Origin of the sequence: Candidatus Liberimonas magnetica (assembly GCA_020523885.1) — a bacterium.
GTDB classification, from domain to species: domain Bacteria; phylum Elusimicrobiota; class Endomicrobiia; order Endomicrobiales; family JAFGIL01; genus Liberimonas; species Liberimonas magnetica.
Genome location: JAJAPY010000019.1, coordinates 14,556 through 34,156, shown reverse-complemented (window position 1 = coordinate 34,156; position 19,601 = coordinate 14,556). Strand labels below are relative to the sequence as shown.

Genomic DNA, 19,601 nt, shown 5'->3' with positions numbered 1-19,601 from the left:
TCAGGGTTCTTTAAATTGTAAATATCTATTTGTCGCGACAATAAATAGCGGATCAAGATATGTAAAGTAATTTTATCAATTGCCCCTCTAAAAGTCAAATAGGCGCATCAGTAGGTAGTATGTAGGGAAGACATCCATTACGGGAATGGATGTTGGCATCATGCCTTGCCGGGAGGGGGAGGGACATCAACTGAAGCTGATATACTTATTTGCTTGTTCAATCTTTTTGCGCAGGACCAGGCGTCAACTATGGAAATAATCCATGCAACGGTCAGAAGAATGGAAAACCATTTTATCCTGCCATCATTTGGCATGGTGAATTTAGATGGGCTCATGGATTCTAAGTTTGCCATTTCAGAAGCATACGATGAGGCAATTGTAATTAGAGGCACGGCGATGGAAATGAAGAGTATCATAGTTATAACGATGAATATCAAGCCTTTGGCATAGCACTTCGCATACACCTGCCCGAGTCCAGGAAACGCAAAAGCCGACAGCAAAGCCGCAATCAATGGTGATTTTTTCTTTTTTATCATAACCTTATTTTTCCTGAATTAAAATGCTTGTTTTCAAAATTATTAAGCTGTGCCCTTCGTAGCTTCAGCGTAGAAGGGGTGTGTGTCCCCCGAATTCCTTTTAATATTTTGTTTACAAAACCATTTTTATTGCCGGATGCTTGCTCAACAAATTGCATAGCTTAACCCGCTCATCTTCATCGGTTACTTTTGTTTTGGTGATGAGTGAAATGTATTTTCCAGCCTTACTCTTTTTTGAAAACTCCATACTATGTTCCTTGCCGCAAAAGACTTCGGCTATCGCACCCCGCAGTAAGCCCTCATCCGCACCGATAACGGTGTAACTCCATTCGCAAGGATATTTTATTTCAAGTTTAGTCATAATTTCCCTATTCGAGCCCTGAATAAGTAAAGCAAGTAAAGCCTGACACGCAATTAGGCCGCTATTTCCGCACTGATTTTAGACGGGTAACGACAACTTTAGATTGTATTAACAAACTGCTTAACTATTTCATAATACTCTTCGGCTTCTTTCACGTCAATTACGGCATCCCCGCTATAAAGATCGATATTCCTGTCTTTGCGCATTTTATCTCCGGCAATCAAAATATCTTTTGATCCCAAGATTTGGCTAAGAGCTTCAATTATTTTTACATGGTGGCCAGGCCGACTTTTAACCCTGTATCCTTCTTTGGCTATACAGTAAATACCAATTTTTATAAGAGCCATGTATGAGAAATGAAAAATTATTTCAGGGGCACTGCTTGAGCCTGCTAACTCCATGTTTCGTTTGGCAGATTTCCGTATCTTTTCAAGCTCATTAGGTGTAAATTTCTGCTCAATAAAATGATTTTTGTCAAATTTCATAATAGTTTTATTACTTTCCCGGAAAAAATAGAAGATATCAACTGGTCCTTTTCCGTTTTTTTATTATTAAAGTTTTCAGGGGTAATATTAATGACATTTATCTCACTGCCTGACGTTTTTTGCAGGTCAAAAATCATTTTTTGAGCATCCATGCTTTTGTGATTGCCTACCAGCAAGAGGTCAATATCGCTTCCCGGCTTATATTTCCCGCTTGCATAGGACCCATAAATAAAAGCTTCTTTTATTTCAGGTCTTTTCGTTACTGCTTTTTTTAGCATTGATTCAATACCCGAAGTTTTCATGAAAATGGTTTTATATTCTTTTAAGAGGCTGCTTTTTAAGTTTGCCGTAAAATACCTTTCACGCCCCGAAAACTCACTGGTTAGTATTCCTGAGTCCTCAAGGCGGATTAATATCCTATACACATTCTTTGGTTCTTCTTCGATCTGGCGGGCTATTTCATTAACGTAAACCCTGGATTTATCGTTTAGAAAGAAAAAATTAAGTATTTTCCTGGTGATTTTAGAACGAAGATTAAATATCATTTTCCCTACATCCTATTTATACCATGTTTATGGTATAAATATACCATAAACATGGTAAGATGTCAATAATATTTTTAATACTTGATACTTAATTTAACAATCAGATAAAAATCGCGTCGTGATAGATAAGGCCTTTTAATAAATCCAAATTACTTTTTCAATTGCACTAACTATCGTGACTTTTATAGACACGGCCGCAATCTCTAGTAATTCATTGGTTCATTTAGTCAAGCCAGGCACAGGCATTCAAACAGTCGGATGGCCGGCATCCATTGCGGAAGTGGATGTTGGCGTCACACATTGCTGAAAGGGTGTGGAGCATCAACTGAATCCGTGTAAGAGTTATTAGGCAAGCTGTGTCCTTCCGTAGCTTTAGCGAAGGAGGGCCTGACACCGAACATCCAATAAGTCACATAAGTCATGCCTGGCACCATTACTTATTTGGATTTTAACGCATAATCCTTTTCAATATCGTATTATCAAACAACGTCCCTCTCCGTTCCCCTACTCTACAACTTTGTCACCTTTTCTCGTTCGCCCCCTATATTCTTTATCAATACGCTCAATAAGACTTCTACAATAATAATTTGCCTTATCGATGTCTAAGCCTTTTTTTGCATAATCTAATGCTTTTTTAGTATCGCCAATATTTAAGAATAACCATGCTACTCGCGAACAGTCTGTAGGATCAAGCTCATCATCTCTTAACTCTATTACAGTTATAACTTTTTTTAACATCAACTTCTTTTCCTCTACCTCAAAAGCTGAGGTTCGGTCTAAATCCTTTAGCGTTTTGCATAAAATAATTATTCTATTTACAATATTGGACAAATCATACAATTGCAACTTTCTGTTTTGCGATATTTCGACAAGTGTTAGCAATTCATTTTTGTAATCTTTCTTTAATTCATATAATTTAGTTAATTCTTCCCATGCCTTTAGCTTACCTTCTTCTCCATCTTCTCTTTCTAGATATTTCCTAGTAGTTTCAATTGCATTATCTAAATTATCTTGTTCTTTATATAATTTTGCGATGCTTAGCCAAGCTTGGGGCACTTTTGAAGCAATATAGTCAAAATTATTTTTATGCGCAGCCAGACTAGTTGTCCCACTACTTATTTCTTCAGCCACTTTTCTAACAAATCTATTGATTTTAGGAAGAATCCCTTTTTTAATTTCAGCGCTCTTCGTTACTCCAAATTTCTGAAGAAAGATTGAATCTACTTCAACAATTGCCTTCAAAGAGCTTACCTTCAATTTTCTTTTACCAAAAGTTAATGCTGCTAAAGGAGCATAATAAAAATTGTCATTTTCTGAAACTTCTTCTTCAATAAAAGAACTATTAACAAGCTCATTAAGAGTTTCTGAAACATCTATTTTCTCTCTAGCAGACAACATCGCTAACTCCAGTGCGATTTCAGGTATTGCGGACTTCCAAGAACAAAGAAGTAAAAATATTCTTTGGGCAGCTTTTGATAGATTTATATAACTTCTTTCAAACAGAGCATCTAATAGCTTGTCTAAATCTTGTAATACTATATCTGGTTTAACTAATTGTTTTTTCTTAGCACATTCCCCTAAAAGTATTTTTATAATATATGGATGTCCCCCTGATTCTTTATATAACTCAAGCTTATATTCTTCGTGCAATAATTGACTTAATCCAATTTCATTACTTATATTTTCAATTAACTGGAAGCTTTCATTCTTTGTCATTCCTGACACTATTAAAGGATAATCTGCTTTAAAATCTCTTATTCTAGTAGTAATCAATATTTTATTAGGTAGTCTAATAAAAGAATCAAGATATTTAAACACATCAAATGGATTTTCTACTGTTTCAAAATTGTCAAATATAAAAAGAGTTGGGCCCAATGCCCCCTTGCTTAATTGTGAAGAAAAATATTCCTCATAATTCATCCCTTTAGCTTTATTCTTTCCCAAAACTAAAAGTGCATATTCTTTTGAAAATTGCTTTTTTGAAATCACATCAGGCTTAACAGCTTTTGGTCCTTCTGAAGTCAAATCAATATCTCTTGCACTCAGCCATATTATCATCTTGTAAGGTATATAAGGGCTTTGCGCAATCTCGTGTAGCACTTGTAATGCAAGAGTTGTCTTTCCAATCCCTCCCTTACCTTGTAACGTTATTATTGGATGTCTTTCTGTTAATAATAATTGCTCTTTTAGTTGATTTTCCAACTCTAAACGCTTGATATAGCCAGGTCTTTGTGTTGGAATATTTGAAAACACATTATTATGAAATACATCTAACTCACCCATACTTGATGTTTCACTTTTTGGGAGCGTTTCAATAGGTACAGTATAAAAATTATCGATATTTCTTATTTTATTTCCTGTTATATAAGAAAGCATCTCATAATCACAATTTTTGTCATTATATTGCCCATTTGAAAAATAGAAATCACTTAGATCAGCATCGGATTCTACTAATTTGATAATATTTATATCTGTACCAAAAGCTATAAAAATACCATCTTCATAATTACATTTTTTTCCTTCTTCAGTTTTTAAGCTCTCAAAGTAATCATTACTTTCTGAAATTTGAGACACCCTATATTTTTTTGATAGATTTCTGTATAAAAATACGCATGGTCGTTTAAACAATATGAAGTTGTTTACTAGAATATCAATAGAGTTTTCTAACATTTCACACAACTCAGCACATTTAGCCCCTCTCTGTGCCCCATGACCCCTAAATTTATTTCTTAATGTTACAAATCTTCTAAACCACTCTAATGCATCTACTTTAGTTGGCAAATTGTCCGTGCTTTCATCTAAGGAATTCAAACACTGAAATATAGACAAAGCCATTTCATACTGCCATTTTCCACTTCCAACTTTTTCTGTTAATTCCTTCCTTTCTTTTATTTTTACCTCTTCAATTAGATATTGAGAAGGCAGCTGTTGCAATATCTTCTCTAGATTAGTTACCCAGTCACCGATTGCATTTGAGCGTATTAGATTGTAGTAAATCTGATATTGATTTCTATCTACATCATCTTCAATTCCTGCCGCAATACCACAAACAATCCATTTTATTACCATTTCACCATATAACATATTATTATAGAATCTTGTAAAATCTGAATCATTACCTTCATCTTGAATTCTTTGTTTCATTAGTTCAATTATCTTCATTTTCCCTCACTTTCAAACAAATAATTTATACCATATGGTGTCAGCCATATCATCAAGCTTCACTAAGTATACTATCTTTCCTTAGTAATCTCGGAAGCAAGTACCTTACTTATATGTTAAAACCTTATTACATGCCCGAGCCAGAACATGAAAATTATCATAAGTATATGCAGTATCCACCAGCCGGGTTTAAAAAGCATGAACCTGAACATTTATTACCTCCACAAAACATGTCCGAGAGTGTAAACGACGGACATGGCAAACAAATGCACCCACCAGAAACCCATATTCGGATACCTGAAAAACCTGCCTTTTATGGTGGAACTTCCTTCGGGGTTATAAGTGTTGAGGTCGAATATGGCTTTTCCTATAAAAAGTTTTGTAAAAAGAAGCATTATGTCTGCGAATGTTGTTCTTAAAATAATAGTACCTAAGGTTATTTCCGGCGGCAGGTTGGCTATCGAAAAATGCGCCATTGTTATAGTGCCTATTATTACGGTCATTCCGTTTAGGATATAGGCATAGGTAACTGTTGGCCTGAAATAGAACATTAACGGCAGAATTATTATGCTGAATATGCCCGATAAAAATGGAAGATAGTTTGATGGATTGCTTTGAATGGTGTGAATTCGTAAATGCAGGAGCCATCCGCCAAGAGCGGTGCAAACAAGACCTGTTATGAGAATAAGTTTTAACTTTTGTTTGTCATTCATTATTCAATAATTGGCTGAATAAAGTCAGTGTGGAGTATATTTGGCAAGTATGGTTAGATTGTAATTCTTTGAAATTGGATTGTCAAGCGTTGCCTAAATTGTTGTGCAAAAAAAAGCAATAATAAAGTGGAGAATCTTCAAAATCCCATCGTTCAATATAATGAACGATAAGAACATTACAATGAACAGTTTTACATTGAAAATTCGGTCTTTGCCACCGAATTTTCAATGTGACCTGAATTAATTATTTTCCTGTTTTGGGCAAATATTGGAATAGGCGCAGTACTGGCATGCCATATAGGATGGTTCGGCTGTAAAGTTCTGGGCTTTTATACCGCAGGCTACGGTTTTTATCTTTTCTTTCAATTCATCGATATCCTTATCTTCTGGTTTTAGTTTTGAAATAATGTTTGGCTCTAAGAAATGGAGTTCGACATAATCAGGGAGTTTTCCGTACTTCATTTTATGGCCCAGCGCGTAGATTAAGAGCTGGCCGCTCTGTTTTATCTCTTTATCTGCTGATTTCTGGTCTTTTATCCTGGCGGTTGTCTTAAAATCTACAATGACCCTTATTTTATTTCCTTCCTCAAGCCTTTCATCAAGCCTGTCCCAACGGCCGAGAACCTTAACGGAATCATCAAGCATGAATTTAAAGTCTTCCTCTACGGATAAAGGGACGAAGTCCCTTTTTTGTTCCTCGTTAAAATAATTTACAAGCATTTCTTGCCCGCTCCTGAAACGTTCTTCTTCGTGTTCCCTGGACAAAAACCCGGCTGACGACCAGAACTTTTTGTAAAGCTCTACGAGGTCGTCTTTAGTGAATTTTTTGTTTTCTTTTCTTTGCTTGTAATACTCCTTTAAAACCTTATGGATAACTTCGCCGTAAATAAGCAAATGGTGCCTTAAAATAGGCACCCGCAGGACATGGACATACTTATATTTTAACGGACAGGTAAGATAATCATCTATGGCATAGGGGGAAAGTTTCAGTGTCCCCTGGTCTTTTGGTAAAATGCTTGAAAAATCTATTTTTCGCTCTACCGGAGCAAACCGTTCCAGCTGTTCTTTGATGCTTGATTTAAAAACCTCTTCATCAGCTTTCGGCTTATCAAGTGCTTCCAGGACAAAACGGGAAACCTTTTTTGCGCGCTTTCCGCCGTAATCCCGGGCGCTTGTCAGGTAGAGCTCGTCTTTTGAGCGCGTCATCCCTACATAAAAAAGCCGCCTTTCTTCCTGGAGATGAAAATCTCCCTGCGGCAGGATATCCTTTATCAGCTCATCCGGAAGCTCTATCAAATCTCTTTTATTCCTTGAGGGGAACCTGTCTTCTACAAGAGACACCATAAATACCACGGAAAATTCTAAGCCCTTTGCCTTATGAATGGTAAGCACGTTTACAGCATCAAGGTCAAAGTCCGGCTCATCTACCGTAGGGTCGTCGCCCACGAATAAAAGTGAATCTATATAGTCGACAAAAGCATTGACCCTGTCATAGGATACAATGTTGCCAAAACGCTCGATTATCTTAAAGAATTTTGCGATGTTCTGCGCCTGCTCGACTTCAAGATAAGATGTTGAGTTGTACAACCGCTCAAGGATCTTAGTTCTTTTAAGGAACTTGTATAACAGCTCGCCTGTTCTTGAACTTTGAGCTATCTTGTAATATTCTTCCAGGTCATTCAACAGTTTACTTATCCCGCTTTTTGTTTTATCCGCTAGGCTCGACAACTCTTTGTACTGTCCTAAATTCCTAAGCACGTCCATCATAGAGCGGCCGTAATACGAAGCCGTGTGGTTAACTGTAGAGATATCGATAGGGTCAAAATCATAGAGATCGCTTGAAGAAAAATAGTGCAGGCTCAAAGAGTCGTTCGGGTTTGCCATTACCCGTAAAAAAGAAAGAAGAAGCCTTATCTCTTCGCGTTTATATAAACCTGCCTGGCCGGAAAATTTCCACGGGATATTTAAATAGTTCAAAGATTTTAAAAAAGGTTCTGCAGAAGCGTTAGACCGGACAAGGATAGCAAAGTCCTTCCAGGAAAATTTCCCGCTTTCAACTTTTTCCTTTATCCTTTTTGCCGTTTCATCAGCTTCCGTGGAAAGAGTGTCAAAATATAGATGCTCGACAGCCGGGCCTTCAAGCCGGGTTGAAACAAGCTCTTTATTTATCTTATTTTTTACCTCAAGCCGTTCGGGGTTGTTCTGGGTGATAAGTTTGTATGCTGAGTTCAATATCCCTTGAGTTGAGCGGTAATTCTGGCGTAAAACCACTTGTTTAGCATCTTTGTAGGCTTTATTAAATCCCAGGATATTTGAAAGGCAGGCGCCGCGGAATTTATAAATAGACTGGTCGTCGTCTCCTACTACGGTTATATTTCTATGTTCTTTGGCAAGAAGCTTTACAAGCTCAAACTGGGTATAGTTCGTGTCCTGGAACTCGTCCACAAGGATATATTTGAACTTATTCTGGTATTTCTTTAACAAGGACGGGTGCTCTTTAAGAAGGTTAAACGCTAAAATCACCTGGTCGCCAAAATCAAGATAATTATTTTTCTTTTTTAACTCTTCATACTTTTCATAAGCCAGGGCAACTTCCATGTTTTTCTGGGCTTCTTCTTTTTCTTCCGGGCTATTGGCGCCTGCTATTTTGTTCTTTGCATAAGACAGGTATTCTTTTGGGCCGATATTTTCATCTTTTGCTCGACTGAACGCGGTTAAGAGCGCATTTATATATTGGCTCGGATTTCCAAGAGGCCTGAAATAATTCATCTCAAAAGAAAACAGGTTGTCTTTGAAAAATACCGCTGCTTCCTGCTGGTTTAATATGGTAAAATCCGGTGAAAGGCCTATTTCTATGGCATTTTCTCTTAAGACCCTGTCCCCGAACGCGTGGAACGTGGATATCCATACGTCATTGAACCCGTAAGGCACTAAGAGGTCAACCCGTTCTTCCATCTCGGTCGCTGCTTTGTCCGTAAAAGTTAAGGCAAGTATCTCGGAGGGTTTTGCCTTTTTAGTAGATATTAAATATGCTATTTTCCTTGTTATGACCCGGGTTTTTCCGGTACCTGCGCCTGCGATTATAAGAAGTGGCCCTTGAGAATGCTCCACAGCTTCTTTTTGTGCGTTGTTTAAGCCTTCAACTATCTCTTTTATATTATCTTTTTCTATTGTTTTTTTAACCATTCAAGAACCCAGTTTGACGAAAGCTTTAATTTCTGGATACCCGCTTCCGCGGGTATGACACCTAATTTGGATAACTATGATTTTATTTTATTGAAAAAAGAGATCTCTTCTATAGGTTTTCTTGCTGTTGCATCAGGGATGCTTTCCGGGTACCCGAGAGTTATTAGGCAGTCAACTTTCCAGGATGCAGGTAGATTAAGCAGCTTCTTGATAGGTTTTTCGTTGAACCAGCCTATGTAGCAGGTGCCGAGCCCCAGTTCCGTAGCTTTTAACACAAGATGCTCCATCGCGATACCTAAGTCAATAAGATGAAAGTTCACGCCCTGGACGGATTCGCCGAGCTTATGCGTGAATAGGCTTAGCTCGCTGCAGGCAACTATCATTACAGGCGCTGTTTTTGCCCATGAATTCGGCACAGCTCCGCCAAGCCCAACTCTGTTTAGTTCATCTTTAAGGGCTTTTTGAGTGACAAACACGAACCGCCACGGCTGGGCGTTGCACGCTGACGGTGCAACAGAAGCCGCTTCTATCAGCTGCATCATCTTTTCCTGTTCCACTTCTTTGTCTAAATATTTCCGCACGCTCCGGCGCGAATTTATAAGTTCATTTAAACTCGTCATTTGGCCTCTTTTTCGCGTTTTATTTTATATGCCATCAATTCGCTGTTCCTGAATTCCTGCCCGCCGATCAGGGAAGTTGTGGTCAACACCCATCCGACGTCAGGTGCATAATAATTACACTTTATGGAATTCGGAAGGTTTTCGTACTTTTCGCTTACTTTGAGGCATTGTTCAAATTTTCCTGCCATTACCTCTAAGGGCACATCGCATGAAACGATCTCGTAATATACGGTTTTCCCGTCTTTTAATCCCTGCCAGTGATTACCTACAATGAACGGATATTTCAGGATGCTCGTATACTTATCATCTTTAAGATTCTTATATTCACAAAGCTTCATTTGTTGTTTCTTATAATACCTCTCAACTTTTACTACGAAAGTCTTTCCTGCAAACATCTGCCTGGTAATGCAGAAAGTATCGCTTGAAACTTTTTTGCATGACCATTCAGCCCTCATATTTCTGCCGCCAGTCTTTGAATCGCCTTCCATCCAGAAATTGTTGTCATTTAAAGGGAAATAATCAGGGCAGTTAAAAAGCTCTTCTTGCGCCATATCCTTCCACGGACTTGACTTAGGGAATTGTTCTATAAGCGCAGAGTAAAAAAGCCTGGCTTTGGAATATAGTTTTAACTTCTTCTGGTATATACGCCCGGCCCTGTAAAGCGCTTCGGGCGCAAGGATATTATCGCGGTATTGGTCTACGATTTGTTCATATTTCAGGCTTGATTCAACATAGTAACCTTTTTTTTCAAGGTTTTTTGCCCACCAAAAATCGTATTTCGGGCCGCAGCCAACCAAAAAAAATATGCAATAACCAAGAAACAATAAACAAAAAGGCTTGCCCGATATTTGATTATTGGTTATTTGATATTTTTTGGGATTTGGAAATTGGTTATTGTAATTTATATTATTTTCCCCTTTTTAGGAATGTGTTTAGCAACAAGATAACCTGCAAATACCCCTATACTGTCAATGCCTACGTCTATAGCCGAAGGGCCCCTGGTAGGGACGAACGACTGGTGATATTCATCCGAAGCCGCATAAAGCACAGAAAATATGACCGCGCTTAAATACATCGACTTTTCCTGCCAGCTCAGCTCGCTGTTCTTAAGTGCCCTTAAAGTCAGCAAAAAAAGAACTCCGTATTCCGTTATATGGGCCATTTTTCGCAAGATCAGGTCTGCAAAACCAAACTCGGTCTTTAGATTCGGGATACTTGAAAGATAAAATATGAGCCCACACCAAAGAATAACGGGAGGCCAAAAATAAAGCTTTTTTAGGGTTTTCGTCATATTTTTTTGCTCCAAATCTTTATAAAATGGCCTAAAGACCTGTCATAGGTGCGCTCGGCTTCTTTTGTAAAAAAGCATGCAGGCAGTTCCTTTGACGATACCCAGTGGTAATCTATACATTCACAGCAAATACCTTTCCTTGAGCAGGGCTCATAAGTGCAGTTGCACTGCTTTTTATTTCCTTCCTGGTTACAAGTGCGCGGCATAATTGCCTCCTAAATCAGACCTAATGCTACAGACTTGAGGCTTCAGAATAGTATAAATCTCTAAGCAATAAACTCTAATTTCTAAACTTTTATTATTTTAACTTATTCAACCAAGTTTTTCAATTAAGGATTTAAAACTTGGCGATTCAAGTTCGAGTTCCGAGAAACGAGATCCTACGGCATCAGAGGAATGTGCATCGGAAAAAGTAAAAAAATGGAGTGTTTTTTTCGTTATATCCTTATATTTTTCAAAAACCGTACGGACAGACTCTTTGTAAACCAGGTCAAATATATTTATACCCAAACGAAGGAGTTCAGGGATGGCTTTTTGCCTGTACGGCGTTTTATCTGACCTGGATGAAATTACCATAGCATTGTTCAAGTGCAGGCCGTTTATTATTTTTTCTATAGGCGTCTTTATGACAAAAGAACCCGAACCAAAGGCATCTTCAGGGATATCGCAGGATAAGAGAAACTCTTCTATCTTCTTTAAAGGGAAAACATTATCAAAAACAGCCAGAATAAAAACTTCATCAACATCACCGACCCGGCAGCTTAACTCAACTCCAGGCAAGACTTCAAGGCTCTTGTTCTTTGCCAAAGCCTGCATATTTTTTACGCCTTTGATTGAGTGATGGTCGGTAATTGCGATAATATTTAGGTTGCTGTTGAGTGCCTGGTAAACTATCCTGGAATTACTATCACTAGTTCCAAAAAAACAGTTCGAGCTTGGTGAGTGTACATGAAGATCTATTCGATATACAGGCATATCTATCCCGCCGCAATGAAAGCCCCGCCACTGGTGGGTACCATGTCCGAGGCAGATCCGCCTTGGGCGTAGATGTTAATGGTGGCTGGATGCCGCATTATAAAAGAAGCCTCTAAAGGAACGTCATTTCTCGTAGGTAAATTCTTGTTCGCCGATCCTAACAACATCGCCTTCAACTGCACCCATCTTTTCCATCTGTTTATCCACGCCCATTTTTTCAAGTATCTTCTGGAACCTTAAAAGGGATTCTTCCTGGGTAAAATTAGTCATAAACCCCAGCCTTTCGATCTTCGGGCCTGTAAGCACGAATATGCCTCCGGTTTTTTCGATCTTAAACTCCGGTTCATAAACATATTCCTTGAAATCCTGCTGCATTTCTTCTTCGACAAAAGCTTTGCTTAATTGTCTTATAACTTCATTTAACAGGTCTTTTATCCCAGCACCGGTTGCAGAGGATACTGGAAATATTTTATTGCCTTTTAAGTGTTTTTTTAATTGTTCTAATTTTTTATCCGATCCGGTCAGATCCATTTTATTTGCAGCTATGACCATGGGTTTTTCTGCCAGGTGTTTTGAATAATCAAGAAGTTCTTTGTTTATCGTACGGTAATTTTTGTAGGCAGGCTTATTTTCATACCCGAAAACATCTATTATATGGATTAAAACACGCGTGCGCTTTACATGCCTTAAGAATTCGTCTCCAAGCCCTTTCCCGCGGTGTGCGCCTTCGATCAGCCCGGGTATATCGGCTATTACGAAACTCCTGCCTTTGTGATTTGAGACTCCCAGGTTAGGGGAAAGCGTAGTGAAAGGGTAATCTGCTATCTTCGGGTTTGCTGAGGTGATTCTTTTTAGGAAAGTTGACTTGCCTGCATTGGGGAAACCTACGAGGCCGACATCGGCTATAAGCCTTAATTCAAGCTTAAGCGTTACCTTCTGGCCGGGCTCGCCTTTTTCCGAGATTCTCGGCGCTGTGTTCCTGCTTGTCTTGAACGATGCGTTGCCTCTTCCTCCTCTTCCGCCTTTTGCAATAAGTATTTTTTGAGCGTTTTCTTTTAGGTCTGCAATGATCTTGTTATTATTAAAAACTACTGTGCCCGGAGGTACTTTAATTACCAGTTCCTCCCCACCCCTTCCGTATTTATTGCTTCCCTGGCCGGCATTGCCGTCTTTAGCTTTAAAATGCGGTTTGTACGTAAAATCAAGGAGTGTGGAAAGATGAGGGTTTACTTCGAGGAATACATCTCCGCCTTTGCCGCCGTTCCCGCCGTCAGGCCCGCCCAGGGGGATATATTTTTCCCTACGAAAAGAAATACAGCCGTCGCCACCGCGTCCGGCTGTAACAAAAATACTAACCTTATCTACGAACATATAACAGCAGGGTTCAGTGATCAGGGTATGAAAAACCCAAAGATCACGTCCTCTACCCTATAACCTCTCTGGTCATGCCTTTGCCTGGGCGGGGTAAACACTTACATAACGCCTGTTTCCGGCTTTCCATTCAAACTTTACAATACCGTCAACTTTCGCATAGATCGTATTATCTGAGCCCATCCCCACGTTGTTGCCGGGATGGAATTTAGTTCCGCATTGCCTGATTATGATGCCGCCTGCATTAATCTTCTGGCTGCCGTATACCTTAACACCTAACCGTTGGCCTGCAGAATCGCGGCCGTTTGTACTTGAACCTTGTGATTTCGTATGAGCCATAAAACCCTCCCCGCCTTATCCCTCCTCATCGGTGGGTAAACTGACGGGCCCGCCGGAGAGGCGAGCAAATCCTTTTCTTATTTAATTTTCAATCTTTTTTACTTTGATCTCGGTCAGGTCCTGCCTGTGGCCTAAAGTTTTCTTATAACTCTTTTTTGATCGTTTCTTAAAAATAATTATTTTAGGGCCTCTGGTCTGCCTGAGGACTTCAGCCAACACCTTAGCTCCTTTTATATGAGGCCTGCCGACAGATACTTTTTCGCCGTCACCTATCAAAAGCACCTGATCCAGCACCACTTCTTCGCCTTCTTTTAAAGGTAACTTTTCAATTAAAAGGGTATTCCCTTCTTCAACTTTATATTGTTTTCCGCCAGTTTGGACTACCGCATACATCGAATTTTCTCCTGTAAATATATTAATTTATTTATTATGGTCTGTGTATCATAGCAAAAAAATATGACTATGTCAATATAATTTATCTTCTTAAAAATTATCTTCTTATTACTTATTAAGCACTTCCCTAATTATTGTATCAGCTATGTTTTCGGCTAAGAGCTTATTGCCTTTTATCGTGCAATGGCCGAATTTTTCATCAATTCTATCCCTGAAATATTCATTATACCCTTGTTTGTTAATTGCTTCTTTAAATACTCTTTTATTGTCAACAAATATTATGTCTTTTTCTTCCTTAAATATTAATTTTAAATCATCCACTTCCCGCATAGGATATTGAACACAAACGTATTTTACCCCTCTTTTCTTTAAAATCTTCCTTAACCTTTTATAGTTGTATATAGTAGCTACTCCGAAATACTGTGAATTGATCTGCCCTTCATTGTTCAGTTTTTTTATAACTATATTTATCTTATCATCTGTAACTTTATATCTGCCTTGGCTATTTTTTTCAAGCGCCATGATTCGATTAAGTATTTCCATTGATTCCTTATACTTCTTTTGTGCCTTATAAGTTTCGTATAGCCTTACATGTGTCATTTTATTATTTGGGTTTATTTCTATGGATTTTTTTAATTCTTCCTTTGCTTCTTCATATCTTCCTTGATCCTTATAACAATTTCCCAGGTAGAAATACCCCTGATATTTTTTAGAGTCAACTTCTATTGCTCTTTTATATATCTTTTCTGCTTCTTTGCATTTCTGCGTGGTATCGAAACATTCCCCCAGCCCTAAATACGACTTATAATAATCAGGGTTCAAAACTATCGCTCTTTTATACATCTCTTCTGATTTTTTGTATTTGCGCATGTGATAGTAACATTCCCCCAGCCTTGCATACCCCTTATAAAAATTAAGGTTCAGCTGTATCGCTCTTTTATATATCTCTTCTGCTTCTTTGTACCTAGCTGTGTCCATGTAACAATCCCCTAATCCAAAACATGCCTCTTCTTCTTTAGGATTTGCTAATAGAACTTTCTGAAACATTGTTTCCGCTTTTTTATATTCTTTCTCCGCCTCTTCATATTTTCCTTCCACTTTATAGCAATTCCCTAAATCAGAATATACTTGAGCATTCTTAGGATATATCTCTATCGCCTTTTTAAACATTTCTTCTGCTTCTTCAAACCTCTTTAAATTTAAATAAAAAAATCCCAGGTCTTTATTATTCCAGAGTGATTTTGGGTTTAGTTTTAGTGCTTTCTCATACATCTCTTCAGCTTCTTCATACCTTCCTGCAACCTCGTAACAATGCCCTAATCCAAAATACTCTTGATCGTAATCGGGGTTTAGCTCTATCGCTCTTTTGTACATCTCTTCTGCTTTCTCATATTCTTGCTTATTTCTGTAATCATCGCCTTTCTCAGCATATATTACTCCATTATCCGAAGATGTCTTTGTTATATTATTTCGTCCTTCCTTTCCTGCTCTTTCTATTCGCTTTTTACTATTTAATTCTTTTACTATTTCTATTATATTCTGCTTTATCCTTCCTTTTCCCATTTTTAATTCTTCTATCTTACTCTTTATATGCAGCCTTAACAACCTTGCCAGTTTATATATTTTAATTGATTTAATAAGGCTCCTTCTTCCGTCATCTGCATATTCAAATATTATATCGTCCCTGGCATCGTTTACACCCATCATCGTTATTACCATATCGGGTCTATATTTATCCAAGTCTTCTTCAAGCTTAGCTGCTATAAAGTTCGTATTAGTGCCGAATCTTCCTTTATCTATCACGCTGAATTTTATCCCTATATCCCTGTTATTTAATACTTCTTCAAGATATTTCGGATACTGCTCTTGCGTTGTTGATTCACCTAAACACAATATTCTGTAAACCTGTTTCTTCTTCAGTTCCTCTCTGTTCCTTATCTCCTGCCTGGAATTATATATAAAACCGCCCAGGCGCATTCCTATTTCAAGCAATATCATGCTTGCCAATATTCCGAGTAATATTAAACCTGCTTTTTTTAATCTCAAGTCTTTTATTGCCTCTTAAATACTTCCTTCATTATCGCATCGGCTATGTTCTTGGCCAGGAGCTTATTGCCTTTTACCGTGCAATGGCCAAATTCGCCACAAGTCCTGTCCTTGAAATATTTATCATACCCCTCTTTCTTCATTGCTTCCTTAAATGTCTTTTCATTGTCTACATATATCATATCTTTGTCATAATTAAATATATCTTTCATATCTTCCACTTTCCGCCTAGGGTATTGAACGCATACATACGTTACCCCTCTTTTCTTTAATATCATCCTCAGCGCTTTATAATTATATACTGTTCCTGAACCAAAATATAACGACCTGCTTTTTTCTTTTATTACCTGATGCTTCATCCCCATATCGTCATCAATTGTCACATTTATGTTTTCATCTGATCTTTTATCATCTTCTTCCGGTTTCGCACCTTCTTTTAACATCTTCTCTGCCTGTTTATATTTATTTTGTGCTTCATAAAGGACAGAAAGGCCGTAGAAAGCATCCCTCTGTGCCGGGTTTATTTCTAACATTTTTTTATATACTTCTTCGGTTTCTTTAAACTTACGTTGATTCCAGTAAATAGTGGCTAAATTGCTGTAGGCCCATTCGCTTTTAGGAACTATTTCTAAAATCTTTTTAAAAACTTCTTCAGCTTCCTTATACTTTCGCTCATCCATATAACGATCCCCGATACTCCCATATGCGCTTTCGTTCTTTGGATCTAGCTCAACCGCTTTCCTGTACATCTCATCTGCTTTTTTATATTTCTGCCCATCTCTATAGCTATCTCCTAGGCTAATATACGTATCAGCATTTTTCGGGTTCAGTTTCATCGCTTTTTTAAAAACCTTCTCAGCTTCCTTATACTTTCCTTCCCGGCTGTAACAACTGCCTAAATTTATATATGTGCTCTCGTTCTTCGGATTCAGCTCCATCGCTTTGCTATACATTTCCTCGGCTTCTTTATACTTTCGCTCATTCCTATAACAATCCCCTAACCCCATATAGCCCTGGTCATTTTTCGGATTTAGTCCTATAGCTTTATTGTACATCTCCCCGGCTTCTTCATATTTTAGCTCATCCCTATAATTATCTCCCAGCCCTAAATATCCATGATCATAATTAGGGTTTACTTCTACTGACTTCTTATACATCTGTTCTGCTTCTTCATGCCTTTTTAAACCCCTGAATAAATCTCCTAATACTGCATAATTCCATTCTGACTTTGGATTTATCTTCAGCGCTTTCTTATATACCTGTTCTGCTTCTTCATATCTGCCCGTGTTCCTATAACAATCCCCTAACCCCAAATACCCCTGGTCATAATCCGGGCTTGCTTCTATTGCCTTCTTATACATCTCTTCTGCTTCTTTATATTCTTTTCTATCCCTGTAAAAGTGCCCTTTTATCACATAACTTACACTAACTTCTGAAGGCTTTTTTGCTTCGCCATCAGTTTCTTTATAATTATCGCCTCTTCCGGTAATTTTCCATTTTAACAACTTACCCCAGCTCAACTCTTTTATACCTTCACCGGATTTCTTTGTCACCCTTCCTATAGCTTTTTCCATCTCTCCAAGCTTACTTTTCATGTGCAGTTTTATTAACTTAAACAGTTTATATACCTTCAGCTTCCTATAATAACTTCCTGACTTATCATATTCATATACCACATCGCTGCTGCCATCCATTGCCCCCATCATTGTTACTACCATATCAGGCCTGTATTTATCTAAATTGTTTTCTAAACTTGCTAATATGAAATTTGTAAATACCCCGCCTTTGCCTTTATCTATCACGCTGAACTTTATTCCTATACCTCTGCTATTTAGCTCATCCTCCAGATATTTCGGATACTGCTCTCGTGTCATCGATTCCCCTAAACATAGTATCCTGTATACCCCTTTCTTATTCAGCTCTTCCTTGTTCCTTAGCTCCTGTTTTGAAGTGTATATAAACCCGCTTATGCGCAAGCCCGTTTCAAGCAATACCAAACTTGCCAATACCCCTAATAATATTAATCCTGTCTTTTTTAATCTCATTTTCTTATTGCCTGTTAAAAACCTCCTTTATTATCGCATCAGCTATATTCCTGGCTAAGAGCTTATTGCCTTTTAACGTGCAATGGCCGAAATTTTCAGCCATTCTATCTATGAAATATTCATTATACCCTTCTTCTTTAACTGCTTCCTTAAATGTCTTTTCATTATCCACAAATACTATATCTTCATCTTCCTTAAATATTGATTTTAAATCATCCAACTTACGCGTTGGGTATTGAACACAAACATACTTTATCCCTCTTTTTTTCACGATCTTTCTTAACTTTTTATAGTTATATATCGCAGCCGCCCCGAAATATTTTGATTTGAATGGTTTTTCTTTGCCTAGTTTTTTTAATACTAACTTTTTTTCATCATCTACAACATCATCTCTGCCTTGAATAACTTTTTCAACTTTTACGCCTTGATCAAATATTTTCATTGATTCTGAATATTTCTTTTGCTTCCTATAAGAGTCACTTAACTTTTTATATGTTATTTCATTTTTTGGATTTATTTGTATCGACTTTTTATACATTTTTTCTGCTTCTTCGTACCTTCCTCTTTCTAAAAAATAATCTCCTAACCAGAAATATACCCTATCACTATCAGGGTTTATCTGTATCGCCCTTTGATATATCTTTTCTGCTTCTTCATTTCTATTTAAATCCTCGTAAAAGTCTCCTAAGGCTTTGTAATTCCATACTGACTTTGGATTTAACTCCAGTGCTTCCTTATACATAGCTTCTGCGTCTTTATACTTTCCTTTTTTAAAAAAACAATCCCCTAACCCTAAATACCCCTGATCATATTTTGGGTTTATATTTATCGCTCCTTGGTACATCTTTTCTGCTTCTTCATTTCTATTTAAATCCCTGTACAAGCTTCCTAATATTGTATAATTCCATACTGACTTTGGATTTAACTCCAGTGCTCTTCTAAACATCTCTTCTGCCTTCTCATATTCTCCCCTGTCCATGTAATAATGCCCTTTCTTTACACACATTATTTCATTATTGTAATCTGTTTTTTCTATGCTATCGTTAATTTTATTTACCTCTGCCAGCTTGCTGTTTATATGCAGCTTTAATAACCTTGCCAGCTTATATATTTTAATTGATCTTATAAGGCTTTTTCTTCCGCCATTTTCATATTCAAATACTATATCATCCCTGCCATCATTTATACCCATCATCGTTATTATCATATCCGGTTTATACCGATCCAGGTCTTCTTCAAGCTTAGCTGCTATAAAGTTCGTATTAGTGCCTGCCCTTCCTTTATCTATCACGCTGAACTTAATCCCTATATCCCTGTTATTTAATTCTTCTTCAAGATATTTCGGATACTGCTTTTGCGTTGTTGATTCACCTAAACACAATATTCTGCAAACCTGTTTCTTCTTCAGCTCTTCCCTGTTTCTTATTTCCTGCCTGGAATTATATATAAAACCGCCCAGGCGCAGGCCTGCTTCAATCAATACCAAGCTAAATATTACTCCTAAAAATATTAATACAACCTTTTTTTTCATGG

Annotated in this window: 18 protein-coding genes; 1 reads left to right on the top strand and 17 read right to left on the bottom strand. The window is 37.7% G+C overall.

Annotation, left to right across the window (positions count from 1 at the left end):
* Nucleotides 1–165: 165 nt before the first annotated feature.
* The gene (locus LHV68_11740) at nt 166–450 is read left to right on the top strand and encodes a hypothetical protein (protein ID MCB4792540.1); all 285 of its coding nucleotides are present in this window, start codon (nt 166–168) and stop codon (nt 448–450) included.
* A 198-nt stretch (nt 451–648) separates the two neighbouring features.
* Here LHV68_11740 and LHV68_11735 read toward each other — a convergent pair whose 3' ends face one another.
* The 17 genes from LHV68_11735 to LHV68_11655 all read right to left on the bottom strand — a co-directional run bounded on the left by LHV68_11735 (nt 649) and on the right by LHV68_11655 (nt 19,599).
* The gene (locus tag LHV68_11735; protein ID MCB4792539.1) at nt 649–897 is read right to left on the bottom strand and encodes a DUF493 domain-containing protein; all 249 of its coding nucleotides are present in this window, start codon (nt 895–897) and stop codon (nt 649–651) included.
* 98 nt (nt 898–995) lie between these two features.
* Nucleotides 996–1,382, bottom strand: coding sequence for a hypothetical protein (locus LHV68_11730; GenBank protein MCB4792538.1), 387 nt, complete (start codon nt 1,380–1,382; stop codon nt 996–998).
* On the bottom strand, nt 1,379–1,927 hold the full coding sequence (locus LHV68_11725; GenBank protein MCB4792537.1) for a nucleotidyltransferase domain-containing protein: 549 nt from the start codon (nt 1,925–1,927) through the stop codon (nt 1,379–1,381). Before LHV68_11725 ends, LHV68_11730 begins: the two co-directional genes overlap by 4 nt.
* Before the next feature lie 504 nt (nt 1,928–2,431).
* Nucleotides 2,432–5,089: a hypothetical protein gene (locus LHV68_11720; GenBank protein ID MCB4792536.1), complete on the bottom strand. Its 2,658-nt coding sequence runs from the start codon at nt 5,087–5,089 to the stop codon at nt 2,432–2,434.
* 215 nt (nt 5,090–5,304) lie between these two features.
* The gene (locus LHV68_11715) at nt 5,305–5,802 is read right to left on the bottom strand and encodes a hypothetical protein (GenBank protein ID MCB4792535.1); all 498 of its coding nucleotides are present in this window, start codon (nt 5,800–5,802) and stop codon (nt 5,305–5,307) included.
* A gap of 240 nt (nt 5,803–6,042) precedes the next feature.
* Complete coding sequence (locus LHV68_11710) at nt 6,043–8,988, bottom strand: ATP-dependent helicase (protein MCB4792534.1); 2,946 nt, start codon at nt 8,986–8,988, stop codon at nt 6,043–6,045.
* A 74-nt stretch (nt 8,989–9,062) separates the two neighbouring features.
* Entirely contained in the window at nt 9,063–9,608 is a 546-nt protein-coding gene (locus LHV68_11705; protein MCB4792533.1) for a nitroreductase family protein, read from the bottom strand.
* On the bottom strand, nt 9,605–10,405 hold the full coding sequence (locus tag LHV68_11700) for a hypothetical protein (protein ID MCB4792532.1): 801 nt from the start codon (nt 10,403–10,405) through the stop codon (nt 9,605–9,607). The genes LHV68_11705 and LHV68_11700 overlap by 4 nt, the downstream gene beginning before the upstream one ends.
* A gap of 104 nt (nt 10,406–10,509) precedes the next feature.
* Entirely contained in the window at nt 10,510–10,899 is a 390-nt protein-coding gene (locus LHV68_11695) for a VanZ family protein (GenBank protein ID MCB4792531.1), read from the bottom strand.
* Complete coding sequence (locus tag LHV68_11690) at nt 10,896–11,105, bottom strand: DUF6485 family protein (protein ID MCB4792530.1); 210 nt, start codon at nt 11,103–11,105, stop codon at nt 10,896–10,898. The genes LHV68_11695 and LHV68_11690 overlap by 4 nt, the downstream gene beginning before the upstream one ends.
* 106 nt (nt 11,106–11,211) lie before the next feature.
* The gene (locus LHV68_11685) at nt 11,212–11,874 is read right to left on the bottom strand and encodes a PHP domain-containing protein (protein MCB4792529.1); all 663 of its coding nucleotides are present in this window, start codon (nt 11,872–11,874) and stop codon (nt 11,212–11,214) included.
* Between the two features lie 123 nt (nt 11,875–11,997).
* Nucleotides 11,998–13,245: a GTPase ObgE gene (gene obgE / locus LHV68_11680; protein MCB4792528.1), complete on the bottom strand. Its 1,248-nt coding sequence runs from the start codon at nt 13,243–13,245 to the stop codon at nt 11,998–12,000.
* A gap of 72 nt (nt 13,246–13,317) precedes the next feature.
* Nucleotides 13,318–13,584, bottom strand: a complete 267-nt coding sequence (rpmA, locus tag LHV68_11675; GenBank protein MCB4792527.1) for a 50S ribosomal protein L27 — start codon at nt 13,582–13,584, stop codon at nt 13,318–13,320.
* 81 nt (nt 13,585–13,665) lie between these two features.
* On the bottom strand, nt 13,666–13,977 hold the full coding sequence (rplU, locus tag LHV68_11670) for a 50S ribosomal protein L21 (protein MCB4792526.1): 312 nt from the start codon (nt 13,975–13,977) through the stop codon (nt 13,666–13,668).
* Nucleotides 13,978–14,085: 108 nt separating this feature from the next.
* Nucleotides 14,086–16,023 (bottom strand): tetratricopeptide repeat protein, encoded by a 1,938-nt coding sequence (locus tag LHV68_11665; GenBank protein MCB4792525.1) that lies wholly within the window; start codon nt 16,021–16,023, stop codon nt 14,086–14,088.
* A gap of 5 nt (nt 16,024–16,028) precedes the next feature.
* On the bottom strand, nt 16,029–18,068 hold the full coding sequence (locus tag LHV68_11660; protein MCB4792524.1) for a tetratricopeptide repeat protein: 2,040 nt from the start codon (nt 18,066–18,068) through the stop codon (nt 16,029–16,031).
* Nucleotides 18,069–18,072: 4 nt separating this feature from the next.
* Complete coding sequence (locus tag LHV68_11655) at nt 18,073–19,599, bottom strand: tetratricopeptide repeat protein (protein MCB4792523.1); 1,527 nt, start codon at nt 19,597–19,599, stop codon at nt 18,073–18,075.
* Between the last annotated feature and the right edge of the window lie 2 nt (nt 19,600–19,601).

What these genes read in the sequence shown, in the direction of transcription:
- LHV68_11735 (MCB4792539.1), bottom strand. Translation starts at nt 897, where the DNA reads ATGACTAAACTTGAAATAAAATATCCTTGCGAATGGAGTTACACCGTT.
- rpmA (MCB4792527.1), bottom strand. Translation starts at nt 13,584, where the DNA reads ATGGCTCATACGAAATCACAAGGTTCAAGTACAAACGGCCGCGATTCT.
- LHV68_11715 (MCB4792535.1), bottom strand. Translation starts at nt 5,802, where the DNA reads ATGAATGACAAACAAAAGTTAAAACTTATTCTCATAACAGGTCTTGTT.
- LHV68_11685 (MCB4792529.1), bottom strand. Translation starts at nt 11,874, where the DNA reads ATGCCTGTATATCGAATAGATCTTCATGTACACTCACCAAGCTCGAAC.
- rplU (MCB4792526.1), bottom strand. Translation starts at nt 13,977, where the DNA reads ATGTATGCGGTAGTCCAAACTGGCGGAAAACAATATAAAGTTGAAGAA.
- LHV68_11655 (MCB4792523.1), bottom strand. Translation starts at nt 19,599, where the DNA reads ATGAAAAAAAAGGTTGTATTAATATTTTTAGGAGTAATATTTAGCTTG.
- LHV68_11720 (MCB4792536.1), bottom strand. Translation starts at nt 5,089, where the DNA reads ATGAAGATAATTGAACTAATGAAACAAAGAATTCAAGATGAAGGTAAT.
- obgE (MCB4792528.1), bottom strand. Translation starts at nt 13,245, where the DNA reads ATGTTCGTAGATAAGGTTAGTATTTTTGTTACAGCCGGACGCGGTGGC.
- LHV68_11695 (MCB4792531.1), bottom strand. Translation starts at nt 10,899, where the DNA reads ATGACGAAAACCCTAAAAAAGCTTTATTTTTGGCCTCCCGTTATTCTT.
- LHV68_11690 (MCB4792530.1), bottom strand. Translation starts at nt 11,105, where the DNA reads ATGCCGCGCACTTGTAACCAGGAAGGAAATAAAAAGCAGTGCAACTGC.
- LHV68_11660 (MCB4792524.1), bottom strand. Translation starts at nt 18,068, where the DNA reads ATGAGATTAAAAAAGACAGGATTAATATTATTAGGGGTATTGGCAAGT.
- LHV68_11710 (MCB4792534.1), bottom strand. Translation starts at nt 8,988, where the DNA reads ATGGTTAAAAAAACAATAGAAAAAGATAATATAAAAGAGATAGTTGAA.
- LHV68_11705 (MCB4792533.1), bottom strand. Translation starts at nt 9,608, where the DNA reads ATGACGAGTTTAAATGAACTTATAAATTCGCGCCGGAGCGTGCGGAAA.
- LHV68_11725 (MCB4792537.1), bottom strand. Translation starts at nt 1,927, where the DNA reads ATGATATTTAATCTTCGTTCTAAAATCACCAGGAAAATACTTAATTTT.
- LHV68_11730 (MCB4792538.1), bottom strand. Translation starts at nt 1,382, where the DNA reads ATGAAATTTGACAAAAATCATTTTATTGAGCAGAAATTTACACCTAAT.